The sequence below is a fragment of the Pontibacter aquaedesilientis genome, from assembly GCF_014773225.1.
Classification (GTDB): Bacteria; Bacteroidota; Bacteroidia; order Cytophagales; family Hymenobacteraceae; genus Pontibacter; species Pontibacter aquaedesilientis.
The window spans coordinates 191794-218107 of sequence record NZ_JACXAJ010000005.1; the positions used below are offsets into that span (position 1 = coordinate 191794).

24 protein-coding genes and 1 tRNA gene are annotated in these 26314 nt (G+C 49.8%); 11 read left to right on the top strand and 14 right to left on the bottom strand.

Features of this window, described 5'->3' with window-relative positions; genetic code table 11:
- Positions 1-34: 34 nt before the first annotated feature.
- The gene (atpC, locus tag H9Q13_RS12245) at positions 35-280 is read right to left on the bottom strand and encodes an ATP synthase F1 subunit epsilon (RefSeq protein WP_191184094.1); all 246 of its coding nucleotides are present in this window, start codon (positions 278-280) and stop codon (positions 35-37) included.
- 90 nt (positions 281-370) lie between these two features.
- On the bottom strand, positions 371-1879 hold the full coding sequence (gene atpD / locus H9Q13_RS12250; RefSeq protein WP_191184095.1) for a F0F1 ATP synthase subunit beta: 1509 nt from the start codon (positions 1877-1879) through the stop codon (positions 371-373).
- Between the two features lie 324 nt (positions 1880-2203).
- On the opposite strand from atpD, the gene H9Q13_RS12255 reads away from it, so the two are divergent.
- The gene (locus H9Q13_RS12255) at positions 2204-4711 is read left to right on the top strand and encodes a S9 family peptidase (protein WP_191184096.1); all 2508 of its coding nucleotides are present in this window, start codon (positions 2204-2206) and stop codon (positions 4709-4711) included.
- Between the two features lie 233 nt (positions 4712-4944).
- Here the strand turns inward: H9Q13_RS12255 and H9Q13_RS12260 are convergent, their stop codons facing one another.
- The gene (locus H9Q13_RS12260) at positions 4945-5181 is read right to left on the bottom strand and encodes a hypothetical protein (RefSeq protein WP_191184097.1); all 237 of its coding nucleotides are present in this window, start codon (positions 5179-5181) and stop codon (positions 4945-4947) included.
- A 546-nt stretch (positions 5182-5727) separates the two neighbouring features.
- On the opposite strand from H9Q13_RS12260, the gene H9Q13_RS12265 reads away from it, so the two are divergent.
- From H9Q13_RS12265 to H9Q13_RS12290, 6 genes are all read left to right on the top strand, one after another.
- Positions 5728-5800 (top strand) — tRNA-Gln (locus H9Q13_RS12265).
- A gap of 162 nt (positions 5801-5962) precedes the next feature.
- Positions 5963-6892: a ribose-phosphate pyrophosphokinase gene (locus H9Q13_RS12270; RefSeq protein WP_191184098.1), complete on the top strand. Its 930-nt coding sequence runs from the start codon at positions 5963-5965 to the stop codon at positions 6890-6892.
- Positions 6893-7096: 204 nt separating this feature from the next.
- On the top strand, positions 7097-7684 hold the full coding sequence (locus H9Q13_RS12275; RefSeq protein WP_191184099.1) for a 50S ribosomal protein L25/general stress protein Ctc: 588 nt from the start codon (positions 7097-7099) through the stop codon (positions 7682-7684).
- Positions 7685-7971: 287 nt separating this feature from the next.
- A complete protein-coding gene (gene pth, locus H9Q13_RS12280) occupies positions 7972-8535 on the top strand; it encodes an aminoacyl-tRNA hydrolase (RefSeq protein ID WP_191184123.1) in 564 nt (187 codons plus the stop codon).
- Positions 8536-8572: 37 nt separating this feature from the next.
- A complete protein-coding gene (locus tag H9Q13_RS12285; RefSeq protein ID WP_191184100.1) occupies positions 8573-9448 on the top strand; it encodes a hypothetical protein in 876 nt (291 codons plus the stop codon).
- A 96-nt stretch (positions 9449-9544) separates the two neighbouring features.
- Complete coding sequence (locus tag H9Q13_RS12290) at positions 9545-10819, top strand: MFS transporter (RefSeq protein WP_191184101.1); 1275 nt, start codon at positions 9545-9547, stop codon at positions 10817-10819.
- A gap of 79 nt (positions 10820-10898) precedes the next feature.
- Here H9Q13_RS12290 and metG read toward each other — a convergent pair whose 3' ends face one another.
- Positions 10899-12938 (bottom strand): methionine--tRNA ligase, encoded by a 2040-nt coding sequence (metG, locus tag H9Q13_RS12295; RefSeq protein WP_191184102.1) that lies wholly within the window; start codon positions 12936-12938, stop codon positions 10899-10901.
- On the bottom strand, positions 12931-13137 hold the full coding sequence (locus H9Q13_RS18050; protein WP_224744255.1) for a hypothetical protein: 207 nt from the start codon (positions 13135-13137) through the stop codon (positions 12931-12933). The genes metG and H9Q13_RS18050 overlap by 8 nt, the downstream gene beginning before the upstream one ends.
- A 62-nt stretch (positions 13138-13199) precedes the next feature.
- Here H9Q13_RS18050 and H9Q13_RS12300 point away from each other — a divergent pair, with 62 nt between their 5' ends.
- On the top strand, positions 13200-13448 hold the full coding sequence (locus tag H9Q13_RS12300) for a hypothetical protein (protein WP_191184103.1): 249 nt from the start codon (positions 13200-13202) through the stop codon (positions 13446-13448).
- 46 nt (positions 13449-13494) lie between these two features.
- Here H9Q13_RS12300 and H9Q13_RS12305 read toward each other — a convergent pair whose 3' ends face one another.
- The 4 genes from H9Q13_RS12305 to msrB form a co-directional block, all read right to left on the bottom strand.
- Entirely contained in the window at positions 13495-13827 is a 333-nt protein-coding gene (locus tag H9Q13_RS12305; RefSeq protein WP_191184104.1) for a hypothetical protein, read from the bottom strand.
- Positions 13828-13918: 91 nt separating this feature from the next.
- Complete coding sequence (locus H9Q13_RS12310) at positions 13919-14182, bottom strand: hypothetical protein (RefSeq protein WP_224744256.1); 264 nt, start codon at positions 14180-14182, stop codon at positions 13919-13921.
- A gap of 110 nt (positions 14183-14292) precedes the next feature.
- Positions 14293-15078 (bottom strand): DUF3050 domain-containing protein, encoded by a 786-nt coding sequence (locus H9Q13_RS12315; RefSeq protein WP_191184105.1) that lies wholly within the window; start codon positions 15076-15078, stop codon positions 14293-14295.
- A gap of 174 nt (positions 15079-15252) precedes the next feature.
- Positions 15253-15807 carry a peptide-methionine (R)-S-oxide reductase MsrB gene (msrB, locus tag H9Q13_RS12320; RefSeq protein ID WP_191184106.1) on the bottom strand — a complete coding sequence of 185 codons (555 nt, stop codon included), beginning with the start codon at positions 15805-15807 and terminating at the stop codon, positions 15253-15255.
- Positions 15808-16020: 213 nt separating this feature from the next.
- Here msrB and typA point away from each other — a divergent pair, with 213 nt between their 5' ends.
- The 3 genes from typA to H9Q13_RS12335 all read left to right on the top strand — a co-directional run bounded on the left by typA (position 16021) and on the right by H9Q13_RS12335 (position 21288).
- Positions 16021-17832 carry a translational GTPase TypA gene (typA, locus tag H9Q13_RS12325; RefSeq protein ID WP_191184107.1) on the top strand — a complete coding sequence of 604 codons (1812 nt, stop codon included), beginning with the start codon at positions 16021-16023 and terminating at the stop codon, positions 17830-17832.
- A 155-nt stretch (positions 17833-17987) separates the two neighbouring features.
- A complete protein-coding gene (locus H9Q13_RS12330; RefSeq protein ID WP_191184108.1) occupies positions 17988-19586 on the top strand; it encodes a hypothetical protein in 1599 nt (532 codons plus the stop codon).
- Positions 19587-19653: 67 nt separating this feature from the next.
- Complete coding sequence (locus H9Q13_RS12335) at positions 19654-21288, top strand: hypothetical protein (RefSeq protein ID WP_191184109.1); 1635 nt, start codon at positions 19654-19656, stop codon at positions 21286-21288.
- A gap of 70 nt (positions 21289-21358) precedes the next feature.
- Here H9Q13_RS12335 and H9Q13_RS12340 read toward each other — a convergent pair whose 3' ends face one another.
- The 5 genes from H9Q13_RS12340 to H9Q13_RS12360 all read right to left on the bottom strand — a co-directional run bounded on the left by H9Q13_RS12340 (position 21359) and on the right by H9Q13_RS12360 (position 25990).
- On the bottom strand, positions 21359-21511 hold the full coding sequence (locus H9Q13_RS12340) for a hypothetical protein (protein ID WP_224744257.1): 153 nt from the start codon (positions 21509-21511) through the stop codon (positions 21359-21361).
- A 180-nt stretch (positions 21512-21691) separates the two neighbouring features.
- Positions 21692-22441: an SDR family NAD(P)-dependent oxidoreductase gene (locus H9Q13_RS12345; protein WP_191184111.1), complete on the bottom strand. Its 750-nt coding sequence runs from the start codon at positions 22439-22441 to the stop codon at positions 21692-21694.
- 2 nt (positions 22442-22443) lie between these two features.
- Positions 22444-23196 carry a type IX secretion/gliding motility protein PorT/SprT gene (gene porT / locus H9Q13_RS12350; protein WP_191184112.1) on the bottom strand — a complete coding sequence of 251 codons (753 nt, stop codon included), beginning with the start codon at positions 23194-23196 and terminating at the stop codon, positions 22444-22446.
- Positions 23145-23867 (bottom strand): bifunctional demethylmenaquinone methyltransferase/2-methoxy-6-polyprenyl-1,4-benzoquinol methylase UbiE, encoded by a 723-nt coding sequence (ubiE, locus tag H9Q13_RS12355; protein ID WP_191184113.1) that lies wholly within the window; start codon positions 23865-23867, stop codon positions 23145-23147. The genes porT and ubiE overlap by 52 nt, the downstream gene beginning before the upstream one ends.
- Positions 23868-24007: 140 nt before the next feature.
- Positions 24008-25990, bottom strand: coding sequence for an OmpA family protein (locus tag H9Q13_RS12360; protein ID WP_191184114.1), 1983 nt, complete (start codon positions 25988-25990; stop codon positions 24008-24010).
- Positions 25991-26314 lie beyond the last annotated feature (324 nt).

Sequence of the window (26314 nt, forward strand, 5' to 3'; positions counted from 1 at the left end):
AAAGGGGATTTTTGATGTTTTAGCTAATGCTGTACTACTCCGTAACGGACTCAGCCAGTACGATGATCTTATTGTTCAGCACTTCCACCACACCACCATCCACGGTAAAGAACTCCTGTCCTTGCTTGGTAGTGATACGGATTCTGCCGTTTTCCAAAGTACTGATAAGGGGAGCGTGCGAGTTCAGGACCTCAAACGAGCCGTTTGCACCCGGAAACTGTGCAGCTTCTACCTCACCGGCGTATACCTTTTTGTCAGGTGTGATTATCTCTAAATACATTCTTATTAGTTCTGAGTTCTGAGTCCTGAGTTCTGAGTCAGGTTGATAACAACTCGTGACTCAGAACTCGAGACTCATAACTAATTCAAATTATTTTGTTGCTTCGGACATCATCTTCTCACCTTTCGCTACAGCGTCCTCAATGGTACCAACCAGGTTGAAGGCTGCCTCAGGCAGGTGATCGTACTTACCGTCCATGATCTCGTTGAAGCCACGGATAGTGTCTTTGATGTCTACAAGCACACCAGCAAGGCCAGTGAACTGCTCTGCTACGTGGAAAGGCTGAGACAGGAAACGCTGCACACGGCGCGCTCTGTGTACCACCTGCTTATCTTCTTCAGAAAGTTCGTCCATACCCAAGATGGCGATGATGTCCTGAAGTTCTTTGTAACGCTGCAGGATCTCTTTCACGCGCTGTGCTGTACCGTAGTGGTCTTCACCCAGTACGTCAGCAGAAAGGATACGTGAAGTAGAGTCCAGTGGATCCACCGCAGGGTAGATACCTAGCTCGGCAATCTTACGGGAAAGTACGGTTGTGGCGTCCAAGTGAGCAAACGTTGTCGCTGGAGCCGGGTCAGTCAAGTCATCCGCAGGTACGTAAACGGCCTGTACAGATGTAATGGAACCACGCTTAGTTGACGTGATACGCTCCTGCATGGCACCCATCTCTGTTGCCAGCGTTGGCTGGTAACCTACCGCTGATGGCATACGACCAAGAAGGGCCGACACCTCAGAGCCCGCCTGCGTAAAGCGGAAGATGTTGTCGATGAAGAACAGGATGTCACGGCCGGCACCTGTACCGTCGCCGTCACGGAAGTTTTCCGCGATAGTAAGACCAGACAGAGCCACACGTGCACGGGCCCCAGGAGGCTCGTTCATCTGACCGAACACAAGCGTCGCCTGAGACTTCTCCAGTTCAGCCATGTCTACTTTCGTAAGGTCCCATCCGCCAGCTTCCATAGAGTGCTTAAACTCTTCGCCGTAACGGATGATGTCTGACTCAAGGAATTCACGAAGCAAGTCATTTCCTTCGCGGGTACGCTCACCTACACCGGCAAACACTGACAGACCAGAATAGGCCTTGGCAATGTTGTTTACCAGCTCCATGATCAATACCGTTTTGCCTACACCTGCACCACCGAACAGACCAATTTTACCACCCTTTACATAAGGGGCCAAAAGGTCAATTACCTTGATACCAGTATAAAGGATTTCGGATGACGTTGCCAGGTCTTCGAAACGAGGCGCAGCACGGTGAATCGGCAGGCGCGTCGTAGTAACGGGCTGAGGAATACCATCAATCGCTTCGCCGATCACGTTGAACAGACGACCATTAATAGAATTGCCAGTCGGCATCGTAATAGGGCCTCCCAAGTCATTTACCTGAGCACCACGGGTAAGGCCTTCGCTTGAGTCCATCGCAATGGTACGTACACGATCCTCACCAAGGTGCTGCTGAACTTCCAGCACGATACGTTGACCGTTTTCTTTAATTACCTCAAGCGCATCGAGGATGTTTGGAAGTTTTGCGTTTTCACCTGCAAAGCTAACGTCCACTACCGGACCGATAACCTGGGTAATTCTGCCAATATTCGCCATTTGACTATTTATATTGATTAACTGTTGTAACGGAGTTATTTCAGGGTGCAAAACTAATGTATAAAAGGGATAAAACCATACAAGACTCCAAAAAGTTTTAACCTATTCAAAATCAAGGCATAGCACATACGTCACTAATACCGCCCCACATGCTGCCGGATGGTGTCTTAAAACAAGGTATAGCCTATAGGCACGTGTCACAAACCTGGTCTTTTACCCAAAGTTCCTTGGCTCACCGGTTAAACTTTGCTGCCCGATTGAAGTCTATGCCTGGGGCGGTTTTCACCTGCCCTGCCAAACCTATCACCCAAACGAACCTTTTTCATGAAAAAAATTTACCTGATCGCTTTGTTGCTGCTAGCGGGAATCGGTGTGCAGGCCCAACACGCGTCACCAGCCAAAGGGAATTACCAGCTGGCTTCCCGCTTCTCCCCCAAAAAGTTGGAGAAGCTTATTTTCACGACAACCATCGACCCGCACTGGCTCAAAAACTCCGACCGCTTCTGGTACGAGTACGAGACCAGCAACGGCAAGAACTGGTACATTGTAGACCCCGCCACTAAATCGAAACAGTTGCTGCTTGACAATGCCAAAGTGGCTTCTGCGGTAACCATGATCGTGCAGGACCCTTTCGATGCGCAGCACTTGCCTATCCAGAACCTGAAGTTCAGCGAAGATGAGAAAAGTGTTCAGTTCGAGATAAAAAGCTCGATTGACCAGGTAAAAAAGGACCGCTTGGACAAAAAGGCTGCCGATTCGCTTGAAAAAAAGACTTTCTTCTTCCGATACAACCTGGCCACCGGACAGGTGGTGGAGCTAAAGGATTTCGAGAAACCCAAACCTAAACCGCGCTGGGCTTCCATTTCGCCAGACCAGCAGGTAGTGGTGTTCGCTAAGGAGCACAACCTGTACTGGATGGACCGCCCCAACTACTTGAAAGCTCTGAAAAACGAGAAGGACACCACCATTGTGGAACACCAGCTCACCAAGGATGGCCTGGAGTACTATACCTATGGCGACACCCGCGGCGAGACAAACGTGGAGCGCGCCAAGAACAGAAAGAACCGCAAGCCCGCTTTTATCATGTGGTCGCCGGACTCGAAGCACTTTGCCCTGATCCGTACCGATGAGCGCCATGTAAAAGACCTTTGGGTACTGCACCACACAGCACAGGGCCGCCCGGCTTTGGAAACCTACAAGTACCAAATGCCAGGCGAGAAAGAAGCACCCCGCCGCGAGCTCACGGTGTTTGACTTCGCCAACAAGACTCACAAAAAAATCAACACAACCGCTTTTAAGGATCAGGAACTGTCGCTGTGGTCTGCACCCGCTTTGCAAACACAGCGAGACGACGAGAACCGCCCAACCGTGTGGCATGGCACCAACAACAAGCTCTATTTCACACGCACCAGCCGCGACCTGAAGCGCATTGACGTGTGCGAACTCGAGATTGCCTCGGGTAAAGTGACTCCTGTTATTGAAGAACGCTTCAACACCTATGTGGAGGTAAACCGAATCGGGCTTGTGAACGGTGGCAATGAGATCATCCACTGGTCTGAGCGGGATGGCTGGGGGCACTTCTACTTATACGACGGCAAAGGCAAGCTCAAAAACAGGATCACTTCCGGATCTTTCCACAGCGAAGACATTGCAGGTATAGATGAGAAAAACCGCGTGCTGTACTTCACGGCCAACGGACGCGAAGCTGGCGAAGACCCATACCTGATGCACCTCTACCGCATCAATTTCGACGGCAGCGGCCTGACGCTGCTCAACAAAGGCAACTTCGACAACAGCATCAGCCTGAACGACAACAATACATTCTTCGTGAACACAGCCTCCAGGGTGAACACCGTACCGGTGTCGGCGCTCTACAACGCAAAGGGCCGTAAAGTAATGGACCTGGAGAAAGCTGACCTGAGCCGCTTGATGACGACCGGATACAAATTCCCGGAGCCGTTCCAGGTGAAGGCCGACGACGGCATCACCGACATTTATGGCGTGATGTACAAGCCTTTCGATTTCGACTCTACCAAGACTTATCCGATCATCGCCTACGTATACCCCGGTCCGCAGACCGAGGCTGTGAACAAAGCCTTTGGCCGCAGCATGGACCGTATCGATCGCCTGGCGCAGCTGGGTTTTGTCGTGATCACGGTAGGTAACCGCGGTGGCCACCCGGCCCGCTCCAAGTGGTACCATACCTACGGCTACGGCAACCTGCGCGACTACGGCCTTTCCGACAAAAAAGCGGCTATCGAACAACTGGCGGACCGCCACCGTTTCATCGACATCGACAGAGTAGGTATTACCGGTCACTCTGGTGGTGGTTTTATGTCGACCGCGGCCATGCTCGTATACCCTGATTTCTTTAAAGTAGCCGTATCGGGTGCCGGAAACCACGAGAACAATATATACAACCGCTGGTGGAGCGAGAAGCACCATGGCGTAAAGGAAGTCGTGACGCCGAAGGGAGACACCACGTTTGTGTATGCCATCGAAAAGAACCCCGACCTGGCCCGCAACCTGAAGGGACACCTGCTGCTGGCTACCGGCGACGTGGACAATAACGTGCACCCAGCCGGCACCATCCGCATGGCCAACGCACTCATCAAGGCTAATAAGCGATTCGATTTTATGCTACTGCCTGGCCAGCGCCATGGCTTCGGCGACATGACCGAGTATTTTTTCTGGATGATGGGCGACTACTTTACAAAACACCTGCTCGGTGACTTTACCCAGCCTGTCGATATCAGAGAAATCAATAGAGAGATAGAGCACGTGGGTGAGAAAAGACGCAGCAACGGAATAGCCGCCCCTGAAGAGGACTAGGCCTAAAATATACCTGGCCTTTCTATAAGCAGCAAGCGCAGCCTGTGTTAACGGGCTGCGCTTGCTGTTTGTGTGGGTTTAAAATTTGTGTGTGTTCCTACTTTATACCTGATTTACAGAATCTGAGCCCATATGGCCCGGAATATTCTGAAGGCTAAAAATTTAAGCATAAGTGTAAGCGTAAGCTATTTTGAGTATTTCTTAATTGATTCCCCCGTTATTCGGAGAAAGCATTACAAATGTTTCAACATTTCGATCTGCTCATCATTCAGCAGGATGTAGCGGTTGTTAAAGGGGTTGGCAAAAAACTTCTCGGCTATGACGTACTCCCCGGTATTCAGCTTGTGTATGTTGTAGCTAAAAAGACTGTTGGAGCGTTCTATCACCAGTTCGGTATCACTGAGATCGAGCTGACGGCCGCAAGTAGTTGTAATCATGTCAGTATTGACGGTCATGGTTGGAGTGATCATAGTTGGAAGATTTAGCTAGGTTCTTTACGCAGCCCCTCCCCGTAGGTGACATTCAAGTGCCATAAAAACCAGAAAATTTATCCACACCTCGCCTGCCATACCTGGTGGCGAAGCCTGTACAGCGTGCGGGGCTCCTACGACAGACCGCAAGCCAAGCACTGCTATACCTGACACGAGCCAGGTGCCGTGCTGCGACACCAATCCTCCTGAAAATTTGAGAGGTCAGATATTTTTTTCGGCGAATTCTAAAGTCCTGTCATGGTTTGCGTTTCGCGGCAACAGCAGGCCGCAGCCGGGCAGACACGCCAAAATAAGGACGTGAATTTCACTCAATTAGGTCAGGCAACAGCATGCAACGGCTGCCTCTATTGTGCAGTTTCACTGGTCAGAAGGGACGCCAAAAAGTACGACGGCACGGCGCTGAAGCAGATTTTGGACTAAATTATTTCAAAAAATTTGCAGCAAATGTTTGCAGTTTAAAATCGCCTGCCTATCTTTGCATCATCAAACGACAACGGTGCTTCGGCACGGAAGTTTAGTAGAGATTGTCCGATGGTGTAACTGGCAACACGTCTGATTTTGGTTCAGAAGAGTCCAGGTTCGAAACCTGGTCGGACAACTTAAAAAAAGAGCAACAACCTGATAAAGGCTGTTGCTCTTTTTGCTTTATCCCCTTCCTAACTAATTAAAAATCAGAAATATCAGGTAGCATATCTGCGGAATTTCGTAGCTTTGCAGGCATAATAACCTAAAACAAACCCTTCAAACACTTAGCATTATTATGCCACAGGTAAAAATTTTTGCTGGTTCCGCCTCCCAGTACTTAGCCGAAAAGATCGCAGCCGCTTACGGCACCAAGCTCGGCGACCTTGAGCTGCTTCGTTTCAGCGACGGAGAAATGGCACCTCACTTCAACGAGTCGGTGCGCGGTGCAGAAGTATTTTTGGTACAGTCTACCTTTCCGCCATCTGACAACCTGATGGAGCTGATGCTAATGGTAGATGCAGCCAAGCGAGCCTCCGCCCACAAAGTGATCGTGGTTATGCCTTACTACGGTTATGCCCGCCAGGACAGAAAAGACAAACCGCGTGTTTCCATCGGATCCAAAGTGGTAGCCAATGCCATCCAGTCGTGTGGTGCTGACCGCCTGATGACCTGCGACCTGCACGCCGGCCAGATCCAAGGCTTTTTCGATATCCCGGTAGACCATCTGGACGGATCTGCCATCTTCGTGCCTTATCTGCGTAGCCTTAACCTGGGCTCCGACCTTATTTTCGCTTCCCCTGACGTTGGGGGTGTGGTAAGAACAAGAGCATTTGCCAAGAACTTCGGCGCTGAAATGGTTGTCTGCGACAAACACCGCAAACGTGCCAACGAGATCGCCTCTATGCAGGTGATCGGTGATGTAGAAGGTATGGATGTCGTGCTTGTGGATGATATGGTGGACACTGCCGGCACCATTACCCAGGCTGCTAAACTCCTGAAAGAAAAAGGCGCTAAAACGGTTCGTGCCATCGCCACACACCCCGTGTTGTCAGGCCCGGCTTATGAGCGTATTGAGAACTCTGTGCTGGAAGAACTGGTGGTATCAGACACTATTCCATTGCGTCAGGACTGCTCCAAGATCAAAGTGCTTTCGTTCTCCGAACTGTTTGCCCGCGCCATCAACAACGTGGTGACGCACGAGTCTATCAGTTCGCTATTTATTTAATTGATTGTTAATGGCAGGTTGTTGATTGTTGTGCGCAATAATTAACAACCTGCCATTTTAAATAATATTGGGCAGGCTAGGCAGGTAGTTTAGAAATTGATTTTTGGATTGATTGAATGTCACAAGAAAAAAACAATCAACAATTTAACAATCAACAATTAAATCCATACCTTTGTGGCCTAAAAATTTTAACAAATTCATTTTATGAAAACTTTAGAGATTATAGGGTTTAAAAGAGCAAATCTCGGCAAAGCGCAGACGAAAGAGTTGCGTAATGAGTCTTATGTACCAGGTGTATTGTATGGCGGCGCTGAGCAAGTTCACTTCTACGCTCCAGCTATCCTGTTCAGAGACTTGGTTTATTCTCCAGAAGTATACGAAGTAGACCTCAATATCGAAGGTACGCACTACAGAGCCATCCTTCAGGACGTACAGTTCCACCCAGTTAACGAAATGCTGCTGCACGTTGACTTCCTGCAACTGGACGAAAGCAAAGAAGTAAAAATCGAGGTGCCAGTTAAGTTTGTAGGTAACTCACCAGGTGTAATGGCCGGTGGTAAGCTTGTAACGAAGCTGCGTAAGCTGAAAATCAAAGCACTTCCAGCTAACCTGCCAGATTACGTAGAGGTAAACATCTCTGATCTGGAGCTTGGTAAGTCTATCAAAGTAAGCAAGATTGCAAAAGGTGACTACGAGATCCTGACCAACTCACTTGCTCCGGTAGCAACCGTTACGATTCCACGTGCTCTTAAGAGTGCGCAGGCTGAAGAAGCTCGCGGCGGTAAGAAATAATTACTGTTGCTTCAAAAGCATTCAAGATCCTGTCCTGCTTCGAGCAGGGCAGGATTTTTTGTTTCCCCTTTTTAAGACACAAGATATAAGACGCAAGACACAAGACTTTTATACCTTTGTTTTCAGAGAACACCTGATGCCCCAGAAGTGCTTTTTTGAAGAACAGCAGACAAAAATTGTCCTGAATCTGGTGCCCTGCGTCTTGTGTCCATCAAAATATGTTAAACACGCTGAAAAAATGGTTTGGCCTGACTGAAAAGGCTATAACCGACACTGAAGACAACAGCATGAAATACCTGATTGTGGGCCTTGGTAACATTGGCCCGGAATATGCCGAAACGCGCCACAACATTGGCTTTATGGTACTCGATTACCTGGCAAATAAATTCGATGCCAAGTTCGACACCGGGCGCCATTCCTTTGTGACCGAGATCAAGAGCAAAGGCCGCACCTATGTGCTGGTGAAGCCAACCACCTACATGAACCTGAGCGGCAAAGCCGTGAGCCACTGGCTCAGCAGCCTGAAACTGACACCGGATCAGATGATGGTCATCACAGACGACATTGCCCTCCCGTTCGGGAAGCTCCGCATACGCGCCAAAGGCAGCGCCGGCGGGCACAATGGCCTCAAGCACATCGAGCAGATGTTGGGCCACAACAACTATCCGCGTTTGCGCTTTGGCGTCGGGGACTCTTTCCACAAAGGCAAGCAGGTCGATTATGTACTGAGCACTTTCAGCGACGATGAGAAAATCGACCTATCGGGTATAATTGAAAAGGCCGCGGACTCCGTGATCGCTTTCGGCAGCATTGGCCTGGAGCGCACCATGAATCAGTTTAATACCAAGTAGAAACAACGGCTGTCGCCAACGATTTACACTTATTCCCATGGACTTACTTTTCCTGACCTTTGGTCCCAATATCAAGAACCACTACCAGGCAAACTTCTGTATCCTGTCCTTCCTGAAGCAGCGCACAGCGGTCAATTCCATCAACGTCTACACCGACCATCCGGAGTTCTATACCCGGCTGGGTGATTTGGTGAACGTTGTACAGGTGACGAAAGCGCAACTGCAGGAATGGGAAGGCGAGCATAACTTTTTCTGGCGCGTGAAGATCAAAGCCATTGAGGACTTCATGTTGAAGGGCGGTCAGCACCCGGTCGTATACCTGGACTCTGACACCTTCCTGCATCAGGACGCGAGTAGCTTTACACAGCAGCTTTCCCAGGGCGTAGCCTTTATGCATGAGCATGAAGGAAAACTGTCGGAGCTCAAAAGCAAGACGGATAAAATTATGTGGAGTCAGGTAAAAGGCAAAGCTTTTGGCGGTGTGACGATTACGGATCGGAGCAGCATGTGGAACGCAGGCGTGGTGGCTATACCTGCCCAAAAGAACCTGGAGGCCATCCGGCTGGCCCTACACATATGCGACGACATGTGCACTGCTGGCGTCACCCGTCGCCTGATCGAGCAGTTCGCCATTGCCGTGGCCCTAGACCATACCTACGGCCTGCACCCTGCCAGCCCCTGGATCGGGCACTATTGGTCAACCAAGGATGATTGGAACGAAGTCATCACCGCCTTTTTCCTGGAGTCGTCTCTTAAGACCTATACCTTGGAGCAGGACATAGAACGGATGAGACGCTTCGATTTCAGCCAATTGCCTATCCGAAAGAAAGTGAAAAACACCCGTATCAGGCTGATCAAGTTAGTCGACAAACTCTTTCCGGTGAAGGCTATGGCTTATGTAGAAAAACAATAACCTGATTTGTACGACTAGCAGATTCAGGTATAAGTGCCCTCACCGACCGGTGTTGGAAACGACCCATACCGTATACCTTATTTCCGCTTACAGAAAATGAAAAGCCTGCTCCTGCTTTATCGCAATGCCTTTGGAGGGCTCTCCCGCCCTGCCTGGATGATGTCGCTGGTGATGTTCATCAACAGGAGCGGCGCCATGGTTACCCCCTTCCTGGCGGTATACCTGACCGAAGTGTTGGGGTACTCGCTCAAAGAGGCAGGTATGATTCTGAGTATCTATGGCCTGGGCTCCGTGTGCGGATCCTTTTTGGGTGGCTGGCTCACCGACCGGGTGGGGCATTTCAAGGTGCAGTTCCTGAGCCTGACGGTTGGGGGCAGTCTTTATTTCCTGCTGCTTAACCTGCGGGAGTTTGAGTACATGGCGGCTGGGGTGTTTATCCTGAGCCTGGTCAACGATACCCTCCGACCTGCCAATGCAGCCTCTATTTCCTACTATTCCCGGCCTGAGAACGTGACCCGCGCCTTTTCACTGAACCGGATGGCGCTCAACCTGGGCTTTTCCATTGGTCCGGCGTTGGGCGGCTTTCTGGCGGCCATCTCCTACCGCTGGCTATTCATAGCCGACGGGGTAACCTGTATATCAGCAGGCATCTTCTTCTTCTTTTACTTCCGAAATCAGCAGGGCCACCGTCCGCAGCCGAAACAGAAAAAGCCAACGCAAAACCAGTTGGCTATACCTACCGAAAGCTCTCCTTATCGGGATGTGCCCTTCCTGCTGTTCACGGTGCTGTGTTGCAGCTTTGCCGCCATCTTTTTCCAGTTCATCACTACACTGCCACTCTACTACCGCCAGGTATACCAGCTGTCAGAAACAGGTATCGGCAGCCTGCTGGCCTTTAATGGCTTCATCGTGTTCATGCTCGAAATGATCGCGGTATACCTGATTGGGGACAAAGTGCGGAAATCGGTTCTGATTGTGTCAGGCTTGCTCATACTAGGTTTTTCATTTGTGCTGCTTAACCTGAGCACGCAGGTGAGCATCCTGTACGTAACCATGCTACTGCTCAGTTTGGCCGAAATCCTGGCGATGCCTTTCATGGCGACCATCACGGTGGAACGATCCACGGAAAGCAACCGGGGCGCCTACATGGGCCTGTACACCATTTCCTATGCCGCGGCGCATGTGGTGGCGCCATACCTGGGCACGACCATTGCATCCAGGTATGGATTCGATACGCTGTGGTGGAGTGTGGGTGGCTTGGCAGTTATCACGGCCGTTGGCTTTTACTTTGTTGTGCAATACATGGAGCGGGAGCGCCTGAGTAAGCAGCCCATTGTCGCCTCGGGTGAAGCGGGTGTCATGATTGGGTAAACAAAACAGGAGCTAAAAACACAAAAGCCCTTGCCTGTCGATGCAGGCAAGGGCTTTTTATATAAATGACAGGTACAGCTTAGCTTACTGTTCCGCCGTTTTTCACTTCTTTGCCTGGCTGCACAAAGGCAAGCGAACCGTCGGCATGCTCGGCCATCAGAATCATACCCTGGCTAGTAATGCCTTTGATCTCACGCGGTGCCAGGTTCACCAGGATGCTTACCTGCTGCCCAATGATCTCTTCCGGATTGAAGAACTCGGCGATACCGCTCACCACTATGCGCTCGTCTATACCTGTGTCTATCTTCAGTTTCAGGAGTTTCTTGGTCTTCGCTACCTTCTCTGCCTCGATAATGGTACCGATGCGGATATCGATCTTGGTGAAGTCTTCGAAGGTGATGTTATCCTTAGCAGGTTCCACTACAGCGTTGGCGGCCTCATTGGCTTTTTTGGTATCAAGGAGCTTCTGTACCTGCGCTTCCACGGCGGCGTCTTCCACCTTCTCAAACATCAGCTCCGGCTTCCCGATCACATGGCCAGTGGCTAGCAAGTCAGCAGAACCGGCAGCGCTCCAGTTACCAAGAGGTTTACTCAGCATGCTACCCAGTTTCTGTGCAGACTCAGGCAGGAACGGCTCCATCAAAATGCTCAGGCTGGCAGATATTTGCAGGGCGATGTTCATGATGGTTTTCACGCGCTCCTCGTCCGTCTTGATCAGTTTCCAGGGCTCGGTGTCGGCCAGGTACTTGTTCCCCAGTCGGGCCAGGTTCATCAGTTCGCTCAGGGCATCACGGAAACGGTAGCGCTCAATATAGGTGGCGATCACCATCGGCATACCTTCCAACACGCCCAGTACTTCTCTGTCGTAGTCCTGCAGCTCGCCACGGGCCGGCACTTCGCCGTTGTAATACTTTTGGGTAAGCACCACCGCACGGTTGATAAAGTTGCCCAGAATGGCCAGCAACTCGTTGTTGTTGCGGGCCTGGTAGTCTTTCCACGTGAAATCATTGTCCTTGCTCTCCGGTGCGTTAGCGCACAGGGTATAGCGCAGCACGTCGCCTTTGCCCGGGAATTCCTCCAGGTACTCGTGCAGCCACACGGCCCAATTGCGGGATGTGGAGATCTTGTCGCCTTCCAGGTTCAGGAACTCGTTGGCCGGCACGTTATCAGGCAGCACATAGTCGCCGTGCGCTTTGAGCATGCTCGGGAATATAATGCAGTGAAACACGATATTGTCTTTGCCGATGAAATGCACCAGCTTCGACTCCGGGTCCTTCCAGTATTTCTCCCAATCCGGTGTAAGGTCTTTGGTAGCGGAGATATAGCCAATCGGGGCATCAAACCATACATAGAGCACCTTGCCTTCAGCGCCCTCTACCGGCACCGGCACGCCCCAGTCGAGGTCGCGGGTAACGGCACGTGGCTGCAGTCCCTGGTCGATCCAGCTTTTGCACTGACCGTATACGTTCGGCTTCCAGTCACCTTTATGTCCCTCCACGATCCACTCGCGAAGCCAGGGTTCGTACTCGTTCAGCGGCAGGTACCAGTGCTTGGTCTCGCGCATTACCGGCACCGCACCGCTCAGCGTACTTTTCGGGTTGATCAGGTCAGTGGCGTTCAGGGAAGTGCCGCAGGCCTCGCACTGGTCGCCGTAAGCGTTCTCGTTGCCGCACTTCGGGCAAGTACCTACTATGTAGCGGTCTGCCAAAAATTGCTGCGCCTTTTCGTCGTAGTACTGCTGCGTGGTCTGCTCTATGAACTTACCGTCGTTATACAGCTTCAGGAAAAAGTCAGAGGCCGTTTCGTGGTGCGTTTTGGAGGAGGTACGGGAGTAGATATCGAAGGACACGTTGAAGTCCTCGAACGACTTCTTGATCAGTTCGTGGTATTTGTCCACGGCCTGTTGCGGTGTGATGCCCTCCTTCTTGGCGCGGATCGTGATCGGCACGCCATGTTCATCGGAGCCGCATATGAATTTCACATCTCTGCCGCTCGAACGCAGGTAGCGCACATAAATATCGGCAGGCAGGTATACGCCAGCCAGGTGCCCAATGTGCACCGGACCGTTAGCATACGGCAAAGCCGCCGTTACAGTATATCGTTTGTAGTTTTCAGCCATAGTCTTTGTAAAAACGCAAATATACAAATACCCGTTGGATTGAGTGACTATACTCTCCCCATTCCAAAAAAATGGAAGGTATAGCCTGACCAGTACGCCGCTTTTCCGTAAATGGTAATCCGGCGGTGCCTATGCAAGCACCGGTATGAGAAGCAGGTATAGCCAGTGCGGCAGGTATGGTATACAGGAGCGCGAGCATCACACTACCAGAAGAAAAGGCTACCTGTAACAGATGAATAAACAACCCAATCACCTGATAATATGAAGAATCAAGATAATTTCCACGAAAAGAAGAGCGACAGCGGCCATTTGGGCAAAGAGAAAGAAAAAAAGCAGGTCAGCGAAAAGCCATCACCCAAAGGGGCCGACCGGGAATCGGAAAACACCCCACCCGACCATGAGGTATATGTAGACCTGGAACCGGATGAACTGCATTTGGCCGATGAGGAGGACGAAGTAGAAGATGTAAGTGAGATCCGAAAGAAAGACAAGGACAATCAGAAAAAATAAAACGAGAAGCGCCGCTCATGATGAGCGGCGCTTCTCGTTTTATACCTTAGTTGTTTCCGACAGGAGGCCGGGTGGGCAGCGGACGGAGTATGCGGTGGCGGGTTGTATCTACAGGGGCGTTGGGCAGTTGGTGTGGCCTTACCTCAGGCGGCAGGTTAACCGGCACGTTTTGGTAATTTTCTTCGATACGGCGCTTTCGGTTCACTTCGCTTGACTGCTCATACATCAGCTGCCGTACCGGGTTGCCCTCGCTATACCTTACCCGCTGCGAGTGTCTCGGGTCTGGTGGCAGATTGCCCGTTCCACCCTCCGAGAGCGAGGTACAGCCGACTGTTCCCAGTAAAGTCAGCGCCCCAATCCAGTTTATATACTTTCTCATCTTGACTTCATCTTAAAATAATAAAATACAGGCATTGGTTAAAACGCCTGCTACTATGTATACGGATGAAAAAGTATAAAAGAACGTATTCTTACTTATTCTGGTCCAGGTTGTTATACCCTACTTGTGTCAGCATGAGCCCGTCTGGGGCCGGGGTGACCCATGCCAGTTTGGCCAGGTGGTGCTCCGCTTCTTTCTGTACATCTTTATACTTCGGGTAGCGCTCCTGCAGGTATGGGTATAGCTCCTGATAGTGCAACACCTTGCCCGCATCTATGCTGTTCTCTTTGAACGCGGCCATAATGCACTGCGCCAGATTTTCTATGTTGTCCGCTTCGGAGTGTAATTCGTTCATCTCTATTTTCTCGTTAGTGTTGGATAGAAAATACGGCTTAAAAGAGTTAAGAGTTGAAAGTAAAGGTATGAGAACTGAATTCAGCGACTTAACTTCTATAAACTAACCCTCTATCCCCGTTCCACAGTCGAGGGGAGCATCTCTTTGATACCATCCCATAAACGGATACGACTTTCGATACAGGCAATGGATACTTCCAGCGCCTCCTGCCATTTTTCATCATCTTCACCACACAGTTCGCTCACCATTTGCAGGGCCAGGGGAGTGTGCACTTCTTCGTCGAGTTGCACATGGCGGTCGAGGTAATAAATAAAGGTATCGAGTTTGCCGGGGAAGCGCTCGTTCAGGTCAGCGATCAGGCTGCGGAACATATCCGGGATCAGGTCTTCGCGGCCGAAAGTAAAAGCGGCGGCAGTCGCATGCGGTTTACCCGCGTCAATGACCTGAAATGTATTGCGCACGAAAGCTTTCACCGAATCGTGAACGCCTGACTCATCCAGCGCTTGGTTTACGCCTTTGCCTTCCAGCACACACTTCACCAACTGATTGATACGGGTATCATCGGCTCCTGCCTCGTCGATAGCACGCAGGTAGAGTTCGAAATGGCTCACGGGCTTGCCTTCCTGGTCTACATCAGTTTCCTCCTCCAGCACAATCTCATTGATAAGCCGGCGAGTTGATGGGCTGCCTTTAGGTACCCAAGGCAGTGTGACGCAGGTAAGATCCGCCTGCAATGCTTTCAACAGGCTCATGAAATCCCAAACGGCAAACACGTGATGCTCCATAAACAGCTTCAGGTCATCCAGCGTCTCGAGCGACTGGTATACATTGTGTTTCAGTAGTCTTTTTCGATGCTCTTCTAATTTCTGCTGAAGAGTAATAATGCGGTTATTCATATGGTAATAAGTATTTAATAAGCGGTAGGTATACCGTGGCTACATCTATGAAAAAAACAGACCAGCACATAAGCAATGCTGATCTGAAATTAAGATTATGCGCTAAACACGAAGAAAAGTCGCCGACACAAAGGTATAACCCAAACGGTATACCCATTCTCAAACAGGCTGCAATTATTTGGAGGAAGATCGCTTAAAGTCTAGCGCCACAGAGTTGAGGCAGTAACGAAGTCCGGTAGGCTTGGGTCCGTCGTCAAACACGTGGCCCAGATGCCCGCCACAGCGACCACAGACTACTTCGGTGCGCACCATGCCCATACTACGGTCAGCCACCTCCCGCACGTTTTTAGGGGATATCGGCTTGAAGAAACTTGGCCAGCCAGTGCCGGAGTCGAACTTGGTATCGGATGCAAAAAGTTCGTTCCCGCAGGCTGCACAGGTATAGACGCCCTTTTCTTTGTGGTTATTGTACTTGCCGCTGAAGGCCCGCTCTGTTCCTTGCTGGCGCAGCACATAGAATTGCTCGGGTGTGAGTTGCTTTTTCCATTCAGCCTCCGTTTTCACGACCTCATATTGCTGCTTACTTTTTTTAGCCCCATCGTTTTGTGGGGCCTCCAATTCAGCAGATACAAGCGTTACATTTTCAGAATCGGTAATGGGTTGGTCCTGTTGACTGCACGCGGGCAGGCTCAGGAGCAAGAGCAGGGTGGATACATAAAACATTTTCATACAGTTGTTTACGGATTGTGAGAGCAATAAACAGGCCCTTTTTGATTATTTTATACGTGAATGAACAAAGCCAACATACATAATGTTTGCTTCATAACCACAGCCATCGTGCTGTAACAGAAGATTTAATAATTACCTAACCTGTTTATTTCGAGCGGACTACTAAAAATATAAAGCCTTTTTTGTACCTTTGCGGCTCGAAAAACCTATTCAATGCAAAATATTCGAAATATCGCGATTATCGCACACGTAGACCACGGCAAGACAACGCTCGTGGACAAGATCATCCACGCTTCAAAGCTATTCGCTGACCACCAGCACTTTGACGACCTCATTCTGGACAACAATGACCTGGAGCGCGAGCGCGGTATCACGATCGTTTCCAAGAACGTATCGGTTCGTTACAAAGATGTTAAGATCAACATCATTGACACACCTGGTCACGCCGACTTCGGTGGCGAGGTAGAGCGCGTTCTGAAAATGGCCGATGGTGTACTACTTTTAGTAGATGCTTTTGAAGGTGCCATGCCACAGACACGTTTCGTATTAGGTAAAGCTATTCAGCTTGGCCTGAAGCCGATCGTTGTGGTAAACAAAGTAGACAAAGAAAACTGCCGTCCTGATGAGGTGCACGAGCAGGTATTCGACTTGATGTTCAACCTCGAAGCTACTGAAGACCAACTGGACTTCACAACGCTTTACGGTTCGTCTAAGCAGGGCTGGATGAGCACGGACTGGACGCAGCCAACTGATAACATCACGCCGCTTTTGGACGCTATCATTGACGTAATACCAGCAGCTCCATACCGCGAAGGTTCACCGCAGATGCAGATCACGTCTCTTGACTATTCTTCATTCGTGGGTCGTATCGCTATCGGTCGTGTGCACCGTGGTACGCTTAAAGAAGGTATGCCTATTGCGCTTTGCAAAGCTGACGGCACTATCAAAAAAGGTAAAATTGCCGAACTTCAGGTATTTGAAGGCCTAGGCCGTAAGAGCGTTCCTGAAGTTTCAGCTGGTGAGATCTGTGCTGTAACGGGTATCGAAGGTTTTGACATTGGCGATACTATTGCTGATGCAGAGAACCCGGAGCCATTGGCGCGTATCTCTATCGATGAGCCAACGATGAACATGTTGTTCACGATCAACAACTCTCCTTTCTTCGGTAAAGAGGGTAAGTTCGTAACATCACGTCACCTTCGTGATCGTCTATTCAAAGAAACTGAAAAAAACCTGGCACTGCGCGTGCAGGAAACCGACCGTGAAGATACTTTCCTGGTATTTGGTCGTGGTATCCTTCACTTGTCAGTACTTATCGAAACGATGCGCCGTGAGGGGTATGAGTTACAGGTAGGTCAGCCGCAGGTAATCTATAAAGAAATTGATGGCGTTCGTTGCGAGCCTATCGAGCACATGGTGGTTGACGTTCCGGAAGAAACTGCCGGTAAGGTAATTGAACTGGTAACGCAGCGTAAAGGTGAGTTAACGATTATGGAGCCTAAGGGAGACCTGCAGCACCTGGAGTTCAACATCCCGGCACGTGGTCTTATCGGTCTTCGTAACAACGTACTTACCGCTACGGCAGGTGAGGCGATTATGAACCACCGTTTCATGGCGTACGAGCCGCACAAAGGTAACATCCCAGGCCGTATCAACGGTTCTATCATCTCTATGGAGCAGGGTCCGGGAACGGCTTACTCTATTGATAAACTTCAGGACAGAGGTGTATTCTTCGTTGATCCGGGTGTAGATGTGTACATGGGCCAGGTTATTGGTGAGCACAGCCGCCAGAACGATATCACGGTGAACATTCAGAAAGGTAAGAAGCTGACAAACATGCGTGCTTCCGGTTCTGACAACAACGTGAAGATCGCTCCTGCCAAGAAGTTCTCTCTGGAAGAAGCCATGGAATACATCCAGAAGGATGAATTGCTGGAAGTAACTCCTAAGAGCATCCGTATGCGTAAGATTTACCTCGACGAGAACGAGCGTAACCGCATGAGCAAAAAAGAGGAAGTAGTATAGGTATAGCCTAGTATTTTAATTCATACTAAACACCCCACCCGGCTTAGCCAGGTGGGGTGTTTTTTTTGTATTGATTTCACATACACACCACTCCACTGTAAACATTATAGCTGATTTACGTTAGATAGGCAGACTAAAATCATAACATACTTTGTATGAGAAACCACCACTTACACGCGATGTTACTGGCGTGTATTATACTGATTTCTTCAGGCTGTGCCAGAAAGAATTTCTTTGCCAAGACACCGGTAGCTGACAAGCAACTGTACGAGCAACTCAAAAGCGCCTCTCCCACTGACGTGGACAGCGTGACCATACAGGCCGGCAGGCACTACCAGCGAAGTGGCTTCCGCAATATCATTTGGGGCAAACACTACCGTCAGGTATGGGCGGCTCCCGTGATGGTCAAGGTTTTCGACATGAACCAGACCAAAGGCGGGCTGTCCATCAAGAAGCTGGGTGGCGGCATGCAAACCACCAGCCTGACCCTGGCTGATAAGGATGGCTTTACCTATGCACTCCGCTCACTCGACAAGGACCCAGCCGGTATACTGCCCAAGTTTTGGCGTAACACCTTTGTCGCCAACGTGCTGCGAGACCAGACCTCTGCCATAAATCCTTACGCCGCTATCGTACTGCCTACCATGGCCGAAGCTGCCGGTATACCACATTCAAAACCAGAGTTGGTGTATGTGCTGCCATCAGACAACACTTTCGGCGAGTTCAGCGATAAGTTTCAGGATGGCGTGTTCATGATCGAAGAGAAGTACAACGATGACCGTTCCATCACACCAATGCTTGGTAACGCTACCGATATCGCCAGTTCCAAGAAAATGCTTAAAAACCGGTTTGGGGATAACGATCATTTTATAGACCAATATGCCTTTGCCCGCGCTCGCCTTTTCGACCTGTTCATCAACGACTGGGACCGACACGAAGGACAATGGGAATGGGCCGTTTACGACAAGGGAGATAACAAATACTACCGGGCTATACCTAAAGACCGCGACAATGCATTTTTCCAGTTTGATGACGGCATTATGACCTGGCTGTTTAGCCGTAATTGGGCTATTCGTAAGTTCGAGTCTTTCGACAAGGAATACAAGGATGTGTATGCCCTGATGATGAATGCCAGCTTCATTGATAACCGTGCGCTGACAGAGCTTACAGCCCAGGATTACCAGGAAATAGCCAAAGAGCTACAGGCAGCCCTTACCGATGAGGTAATTGAGAAGGCAATCCGACAGTTCCCTCCCAGTGTATACAAACAGGTAGGGGAAAAAACCATCAATACATTGAAAAGCCGCCGGGACAAACTGCCGGAGGCCGCACACCAGTTTTACCTACACCTGGCAAAAAACCCGCTGGTGATCGGAACGGACAAGGAAGAAAGGTTTGAGGTGAAGCGATTGAATAATGATGAAACCTCTGTTACTGTGGTGCGCCTGTCGGACAAGCAGCAGGTATTTCACCGGGTGTACAAAAACAAAGAAACTAAATCCATTACGTTGCATGGCCTTGCCGACGATGATGAGTTTGAAGTGAGCGGCGAAGTGAAGGAAGGTATACGGGTGGTCATCGTGGGCGGCAGAGGGGAAGATAAGATTAAAGACACTTCTCGCGTAGAAAGCTGGCGCCGGAAAACGATCGTTTATGACACGAAGCGGGGCAATCAACTAGAGCTTGGGCCTGAAACCGTGGATAAAACAAGCCGCAACGTGAAAGTACACGCTTTTGACCGCGAAGGACATTAACTCTCAACCCATTAGCCAGAAATAGAACTCCATGAGGTATACGCTGCCTTTACGTTTAACACAACACATGCGCCTACACTACTCTTATACCCTGTCTCGCTGGATCAGCTGTATGTCCATTGCTTTGCTGGCCAGTGGCTGCGTTGGCAACAGCTTCACACATAGTTTAAAGCAAGTGCCACCTCCTGCTACTCTGTCCTCCGTCACACCAGACTACAGCGACAGTACTATGACCGTTGCCGTGGGCGAGCACTATGGCCGGAGCCGCCTGCATACCTTCTTCTATGGCAAGCACTACCGCTCTGCCTGGACCACACCTGTTGAGTTTAGGGTACTTGACCTAAGCACCGAGAAAGGCGGACTGAAACCAACTTCACAGGGTGGCAGCCGTCAGACCATGAACCTGCGTCTGGAAGACTCGACAGGTAAAGAGTACGTGCTGCGCTCCGTTGACAAAGACCCTGCCACTGCCCTACCCGAAAAGTGGCAGCAAAGCTATGCTGCCAACATCATCCGGGACGCCACTTCTGCCACACACCCTTACGCAGCCCTGGTATTACCCCCGATGGCTAAAGCAATAGGCATACACCATACCGAGCCGCAGCTTGTCTATGTGCCGCACGACCCGAAGCTAGGCAAGTACCTGGATAACTTTGGCGGCATGGTTGCCCTGCTGGAAATCCGCCCGGACGATGATCTGTCGGACGAGCCGGACATGGGCGGCTCTGAAAACGTAAAAGGGACCAGATCCATGCTCGAGGACCGATTTTTCGACAACCAAACCCGGATAGATGCACGCTATTTTCTGCGGGCTCGTCTGTTCGATATGCTTATCGGAGATTGGAGCCGACATGAAGACAACTGGCGCTGGGCCCAGTACAAAGAGAATGGTGTAAAGGTATATCAGGCCATTCCCCGGGACCGCGACAATGTGTTCTATAAACTCAACGACGCTGTCATTCCCTGGCTGTTTATGCGCACAGGTTTAAAAAAGCATTTCCAAACGTATAGCAACAACCTCTCAAACCTTACAGAGCTGAACACAAGTGGCCGTAACCTGGACGAAACCATACTAGCCGAACTCACTTATCAGGATTGGGTGGAGATAGCCGACAGTGTGCGAAACGAACTGACCGACGATGTGATTGAACGGGCTTTCCGCCAAATGCCTGATACCATTTACAAGCTCACTGCCAAGGATATTATGACTAAACTCAAATCCAGACGCAACAAACTCACTCCCTCTACCCAAAAGTATTACAAGGAGCTGGTGCGCGAAGCACTCATTGTAGGATCTGACAAGCATGAGCGTTTTGAGATTGAAGTGCTGTCAACTGATGAAGTCAGGGTGCAAGTTCACAAGGTCACAAAGGAAGGTGAAGAAAAAAGACAGCTTTTTGACAGGGTATACCATGCTGCTGACACCAAGGAGATTCATCTTTTTGGGCTAAACGGGAAAGACGAATTTGAGGTCACAGGTGATGTCAGGTCTAAAATAAAGATCCGTGTCTGGGGCGGCGCTGGGGAAGACAGCTACACGGTAAAAGGCAACAAGCGTATGGCCCGCAGGGTCTGGATTGAAGACACTGCTTATCGCAACGATTACGATTTGATAAAGGGCACACGCAAAAAAATAGTGCAAACTCCTTTGGCTAATCAGTTCGATGCAGAAGGTTGGTTATTGCGGTATTATCTAAACTAGCAAACCCATAAACAGCGAGCGCCGGCTATACCTTAGCCGGCGCTCGCTGTTTATGGGTTTGTATTGTGTTTTAATCTTCCTTGTTTTGTTTCCTCTGATCGGAGGCATTCTTTGCATTCCAGGCACCCTGGCCCTGCTGCTGGCTGGCTGTCGCTTTGGTACCATCGGTTCCCAGGTCTACAGCGCCCTTGTGGTTTGCCTCATTTGAGTATCTTTTCGGCATGGGCTGCGAGCTGACATTACTGTTTGGTTTCTGTCTACTCTGATGCTCTTCTGATTTATTTTTCTCGTTAGCCATATCATATAATTTTGTCCACAACTCAAGCCTGCAATTCTTACAGACATATCCCCTGTAAGTACGTGCCGCCGAGAGAGCGGGTTATTATCAGATATTTCTAGGCTATTATTGCTTGTTAAGCACGGTAGCAGATGCCTGGGCTGTGGGCAGCACAAGGACTTCGGCCAGGTTTACGTGCGCAGGCCTTGTCACCATAAAAGCGATCAAATCGGCTATGTCTTCGGCTCGCAACGGCTCGTAACCTTGATACACGGTTGCCGCTCTGTCTTTATCGCCTTTGAAGCGCACCTCAGAGAACTCAGTTTCTACCAGCCCCGGCTTGACTTCCGAAACTTTTATGCCTTCCTGCACCAGATCGATGCGCATCCCCCTGGAGATAGCGTCCACTGCAAATTTGGAGGCGCAATACACATTGCCATTCGCGTAAACCTCTTTCCCGGCAATAGAGCCAATGTTGATGATATGACCTTTCCTGTGGGCCAGCATAAGCGGGAGCACCGCATGCGTCACATAGAGCAGACCCTTCACATTGATATCGAGCATGGCGTCCCAGTCATCCACATCGCCGTTCTGAATAGGGGCTAGCCCATGGGCATTGCCGGCATTGTTAACCAGCACCTCCACCGCTTTCCACTCTTCCGGCATACTGTTGATGGCTTTACTGAGACCTTCCCTATCGCGTACATCAAACTGCAGCGTCAGCACAGGCACTTCGGTGATCTGCTCTTGTAGTTCTTGCAGACGCTCAGCCCTACGACCAGTCGCAATGATATGGTAACCCTGCTTTGCCAACGCAATGGCTGTTGCACGTCCTATACCTGATGTAGCCCCGGTTACGAGTGCGATTCTTGGCATATCTATTCAAAGAAAAGGATAAACGATACGTTATGATTGGTCATTTTGTCGATCAGGTTGCTGTAGGAACTCTGATACGATGCTTTTTGATTAAGCAAACCGTGTGAGAACCGCAGTTCAGGCGCGAACTTGAAGTAGGGGTAAAATATATCAAGTCCTACTCCGTACTCCAGGGCCAGGTCACGCTTCTCAGTCCGTATTTTCTCACCCGTATCAGTGTCTTTGCGGCTGCCCAAGTCTATACCTGGCTTTACACCACCTACAAAGTACATTCTGAAGTTGCCGCGCCGCTTCGCCCTGTACTTTAACAGCAAAGGCAATTCGATCATAGTCGAGCTGATCGTCGCGTCATCAAAAGCTGGTCTGTCATCGTTGGTCGGCATGTTGTCAAAGTTGATGCTACGACCGTAAAAGCCTACTCCAGGCAAAAAGCGGGCGTCCAGGTACTCGAGCAGACGCACGTTCAGCACCAGACCAGGGAAAAACCCAGGCCGTGTTTTCGCGTTTACCGCCACGCCGCCTGGCAACTGATCGGCGTATGCCTGCGAATGCTCTACATTATACCTGGTAAAAGGCATGCCCAGGTAAAACCCATAGTGTATGCGCTTTTCATCATAGCCGGGCTTGTTCTCAGCCTTAACTTTTTTCTGGGCATGGACTTGTGCCGTACCGAACACGCAAAGGATAAAAGATACCGCAAAAATTACTTTTTGCCTATGTAGATGGAGCTTATGCCAAATGTTAGTGAATGCCATTTTGTGTTTTTAAATCCAACCTCTTCAAAGATTTTCAAAAATTCCTGTCCGTCCGGAAAAGCCTGCACTGACTCAGGCAGGTAGGTATAAGCGGCACGGTCCTTAGAAACGAATCTACCTACCACTGGTAGTATATTCTTAAAATAAAATTGGTACAGCTGCTTCATCGGGAAGCGCTGCGGTTTGGAGAATTCCAGCACCACGGCTGTCCCTCCGGGCTTCAGCACGCGATTCATCTCGGCCAGTCCCTGTTTCAGGTTTTCGAAATTACGCACCCCAAAGGCAACCGTGATTGCGTCAAAAGTATTGTCCTCAAAAGGCAGGTTTTCAGAATCGCCGTATTTCAGCTCAATTTTATCGGTCAGTCCTTTGCGCTGCAGTTTCTGACGGCCTACCGCCAGCATGCCTTCCGAAATGTCTACTCCAACTATCTTTTCAGGTTGCAGGCTGAGCGCCTCAATGGCGAAATCGGCTGTGCCGGTGGCTATGTCCAGCATCAGTTTCGGTTTTTCCTTGACAAGCAGGCTCACGGCCTTCTTACGCCAAACGATGTCAATGCCAGCGCTCAGGAAGTGGTTCAGGAAGTCATATTTGCCTGCGATGTTGTCAAACATCTGGGCGACCTGCGACTTCTTGTCGTTGTTCTGGTCTTTATAGGGTACTACCGCCATGGGTTATTGTGTAAGTAACAGAAGAGCAAAAATACTCTACCAGAAACTATTATGCATGGTTTATGTTCCATTATTATAAAAAAACAGGCTGGACGTATGCCCAGCCTGTTTTTTTTTATAACGCTGATTATTTGTACAGACTAGTTAACCGGAACGCTCTGCTCCTGATCTTGTCTCTTGATAATCTTGAATTCGGTTCTTCTGTTAAGCTGCATGTTTGAAGCTGAGTTGTTTGGAGCAACCGGACGGCGCTCGCCATAACTCACAGTCACCAATCTTCTTGGAGAGATGCCTTGCTTCACCAGGTAGTCATAAGCGGCAATGGCACGGTTCTCAGCAAGCGTCATGTTATACTCATCGCTGGCACGTGAGTCTGTGTGTCCTTCGATGCTAACGTTAACACTTGGGTTTGCTTTCATGTAAGCAGCCACTTTGTCTAACTCACGGATAGCCTCAGCACGCAGATCGTACTGATCGGTATCGTACAGGATGTTTTTAAATTCAGCTGTTGCGATAACACCAGTTGGGGCACCTACGCGGGTAGGGTCATCGCCAAAGTCGATGTAGAAGTTGTGCTCGATAGTAGTTGTGTCGTTCAACACCATAGGCACTTCAAATGACTCGGTTGTGATTAGCCTACCATCTTTGGAGATTTCAACCTGGTAAGGACGGCCCGAAAGGATGCGAAGGTCATAAGAACCATCTTCCTGCTTGGTCACGTCACGGTAAGAGATTGGGCGCTTGTCAGCCTGCTGGCCATTGAAAACAAGCTCCAGACCAGGTATAGCCAGGCTGTCGTTCTTAGCGTACACACGGCCGGTTACTCGGGAAGCACGGATGTAGTTGATGGTATAGATATCCTTCTCGCCATAACCGCCGATGCGGTAAGAAGAAAGGTATGCGTAGCTGCCATCAGGACTCAAACGGTAGTAGGTATCGTCGTCTGGAGTGTTGACAGGGTAACCCATGTTCTCCGGACGGCTCCATCTTCTGGCAACAGAGTCAAACTTAGCGGAAAAGATATCATACCCACCCATTGTGCTGTGGCCACGTGAGGCGAAATAGAGCACACCGTTGGAAGCCAGGTAAGGGCTGTCATCGTCAAACTTGGTGTTGATGGTAGTACCCATGCTTCTTGGCTTGCCCCACTCACCGTTTTTCTGGCGCTGCGACACATAAATGTCCAGGTCACCGTCTTCGGAGTAGTGGCTGGTTGAGAAGTACAGCGTCTTGTTGTCTGGCGTGATAAAGGCGTCAGACTCGAAGTCTACCGTGTTGATGTTCGACCCGATGCTCTTAGGTTCTCCCCAGCTTCCGTCAGCCTGACGCTCGGAGTACATGATATCGCCATTGTTTGCAGAGCGGTACAGCAGCATTTTGGTATCGTTGTCGAACAGCTGGATAGATGCGTCGTGGCCGGAGCTTTTCAGGTTACCAGCAATAGAGCGAGGCTGCTCCCATTCATCGTTGTTTATACGGCGTGTTTCGTATATGTCCTCATAGTATTCACCGTCAGCGGCTTTTGAGCCTTGCGGGTTAGTTCCTGCACTGCGTGAAGTGAAAAGCAGGTAACTGTCATCAGAGGAAATTACCGGGCTGTGCTCCGAGTACTCTGTGTTCACGATGCCACCCAGGTTTTTCACAAAAATATCTCTCGGGTTGGCTACCTCCTTTTTCGCGTTGCGGCTATGCTGAATCAGGGTTGCCACTTCCTCGCGGCGGAAGTCGTCGCGCTTGCGAATGTTTGGGATATACGCCTGGTAATGCGTGATGGCATCATCGAAACGGTAGTTGATGTGGCTGATGCGGCCCATCCAGTACTCTATGTCACGGTCAACATTCGGCTTTGCTTCCTGAGCACGTCTGATATAATCGGCGGCCTTCTCCTTATCGAAGGTCATGTAACTAACCCCCGCATAGTACAGCGCTTCTGCATTGTTGGGGTCGTTGGCCAGTACCTGCTCGTAGTATGGCAGGGCTGCTCGGTAATTCTCGCGATCAAAAAATTTATTTCCAGTTCGGATCAGTTTTCTATTACTCTGGGCATCGGCGGTGTAGGCACCTACACAGGTTAATGCGAGCAGTAAAGAAAACCGCGAAAATAATTTGGCTAAATTATTCATGCTGTAAAGGGTTTGTTATACTTTATAATTGTTTGGAAAACGAGTCAAAACTGACCTTCATGCGAAAGGCCTATGGTGCATAACGTAGAATTTGCCTACGGGTATACATTAATATTAATAAAAATATATCTACTAATTTTCCAACCCCTCTTTCTCAGGCCTTCCACTCCATTCCAAACCCACCCCTTACGCCTTACTTAATTAACTCAAGTTGCGTGATAGTGCACGCGGGGGTAAAACAAAAAAATCTGTTCTGCCAATAGCTCCTGTACGTTTTAAAGTTTGCAGACTTAACTCGTAACAGCCATGACAGAACAGACCATT

What these genes read in the sequence shown, in the direction of transcription:
- H9Q13_RS12360 (WP_191184114.1), bottom strand. Translation starts at nt 25,990, where the DNA reads ATGAATAATTTAGCCAAATTATTTTCGCGGTTTTCTTTACTGCTCGCA.
- H9Q13_RS12275 (WP_191184099.1), top strand. Translation starts at nt 7,097, where the DNA reads ATGAAAACTTTAGAGATTATAGGGTTTAAAAGAGCAAATCTCGGCAAA.
- H9Q13_RS12260 (WP_191184097.1), bottom strand. Translation starts at nt 5,181, where the DNA reads ATGATCACTCCAACCATGACCGTCAATACTGACATGATTACAACTACT.
- H9Q13_RS12285 (WP_191184100.1), top strand. Translation starts at nt 8,573, where the DNA reads ATGGACTTACTTTTCCTGACCTTTGGTCCCAATATCAAGAACCACTAC.
- H9Q13_RS12315 (WP_191184105.1), bottom strand. Translation starts at nt 15,078, where the DNA reads ATGAATAACCGCATTATTACTCTTCAGCAGAAATTAGAAGAGCATCGA.
- msrB (WP_191184106.1), bottom strand. Translation starts at nt 15,807, where the DNA reads ATGAAAATGTTTTATGTATCCACCCTGCTCTTGCTCCTGAGCCTGCCC.
- H9Q13_RS12340 (WP_224744257.1), bottom strand. Translation starts at nt 21,511, where the DNA reads ATGCCGAAAAGATACTCAAATGAGGCAAACCACAAGGGCGCTGTAGAC.
- H9Q13_RS12305 (WP_191184104.1), bottom strand. Translation starts at nt 13,827, where the DNA reads ATGAGAAAGTATATAAACTGGATTGGGGCGCTGACTTTACTGGGAACA.
- porT (WP_191184112.1), bottom strand. Translation starts at nt 23,196, where the DNA reads ATGGCATTCACTAACATTTGGCATAAGCTCCATCTACATAGGCAAAAA.
- H9Q13_RS12270 (WP_191184098.1), top strand. Translation starts at nt 5,963, where the DNA reads ATGCCACAGGTAAAAATTTTTGCTGGTTCCGCCTCCCAGTACTTAGCC.
- H9Q13_RS12330 (WP_191184108.1), top strand. Translation starts at nt 17,988, where the DNA reads ATGAGAAACCACCACTTACACGCGATGTTACTGGCGTGTATTATACTG.
- H9Q13_RS12255 (WP_191184096.1), top strand. Translation starts at nt 2,204, where the DNA reads ATGAAAAAAATTTACCTGATCGCTTTGTTGCTGCTAGCGGGAATCGGT.
- H9Q13_RS12335 (WP_191184109.1), top strand. Translation starts at nt 19,654, where the DNA reads ATGCGCCTACACTACTCTTATACCCTGTCTCGCTGGATCAGCTGTATG.
- H9Q13_RS12345 (WP_191184111.1), bottom strand. Translation starts at nt 22,441, where the DNA reads ATGCCAAGAATCGCACTCGTAACCGGGGCTACATCAGGTATAGGACGT.
- typA (WP_191184107.1), top strand. Translation starts at nt 16,021, where the DNA reads ATGCAAAATATTCGAAATATCGCGATTATCGCACACGTAGACCACGGC.
- pth (WP_191184123.1), top strand. Translation starts at nt 7,972, where the DNA reads ATGAAATACCTGATTGTGGGCCTTGGTAACATTGGCCCGGAATATGCC.
- H9Q13_RS18050 (WP_224744255.1), bottom strand. Translation starts at nt 13,137, where the DNA reads ATGCTCGCGCTCCTGTATACCATACCTGCCGCACTGGCTATACCTGCT.
- atpC (WP_191184094.1), bottom strand. Translation starts at nt 280, where the DNA reads ATGTATTTAGAGATAATCACACCTGACAAAAAGGTATACGCCGGTGAG.
- metG (WP_191184102.1), bottom strand. Translation starts at nt 12,938, where the DNA reads ATGGCTGAAAACTACAAACGATATACTGTAACGGCGGCTTTGCCGTAT.
- H9Q13_RS12290 (WP_191184101.1), top strand. Translation starts at nt 9,545, where the DNA reads ATGAAAAGCCTGCTCCTGCTTTATCGCAATGCCTTTGGAGGGCTCTCC.
- ubiE (WP_191184113.1), bottom strand. Translation starts at nt 23,867, where the DNA reads ATGGCGGTAGTACCCTATAAAGACCAGAACAACGACAAGAAGTCGCAG.
- H9Q13_RS12310 (WP_224744256.1), bottom strand. Translation starts at nt 14,182, where the DNA reads ATGAACGAATTACACTCCGAAGCGGACAACATAGAAAATCTGGCGCAG.
- H9Q13_RS12300 (WP_191184103.1), top strand. Translation starts at nt 13,200, where the DNA reads ATGAAGAATCAAGATAATTTCCACGAAAAGAAGAGCGACAGCGGCCAT.
- atpD (WP_191184095.1), bottom strand. Translation starts at nt 1,879, where the DNA reads ATGGCGAATATTGGCAGAATTACCCAGGTTATCGGTCCGGTAGTGGAC.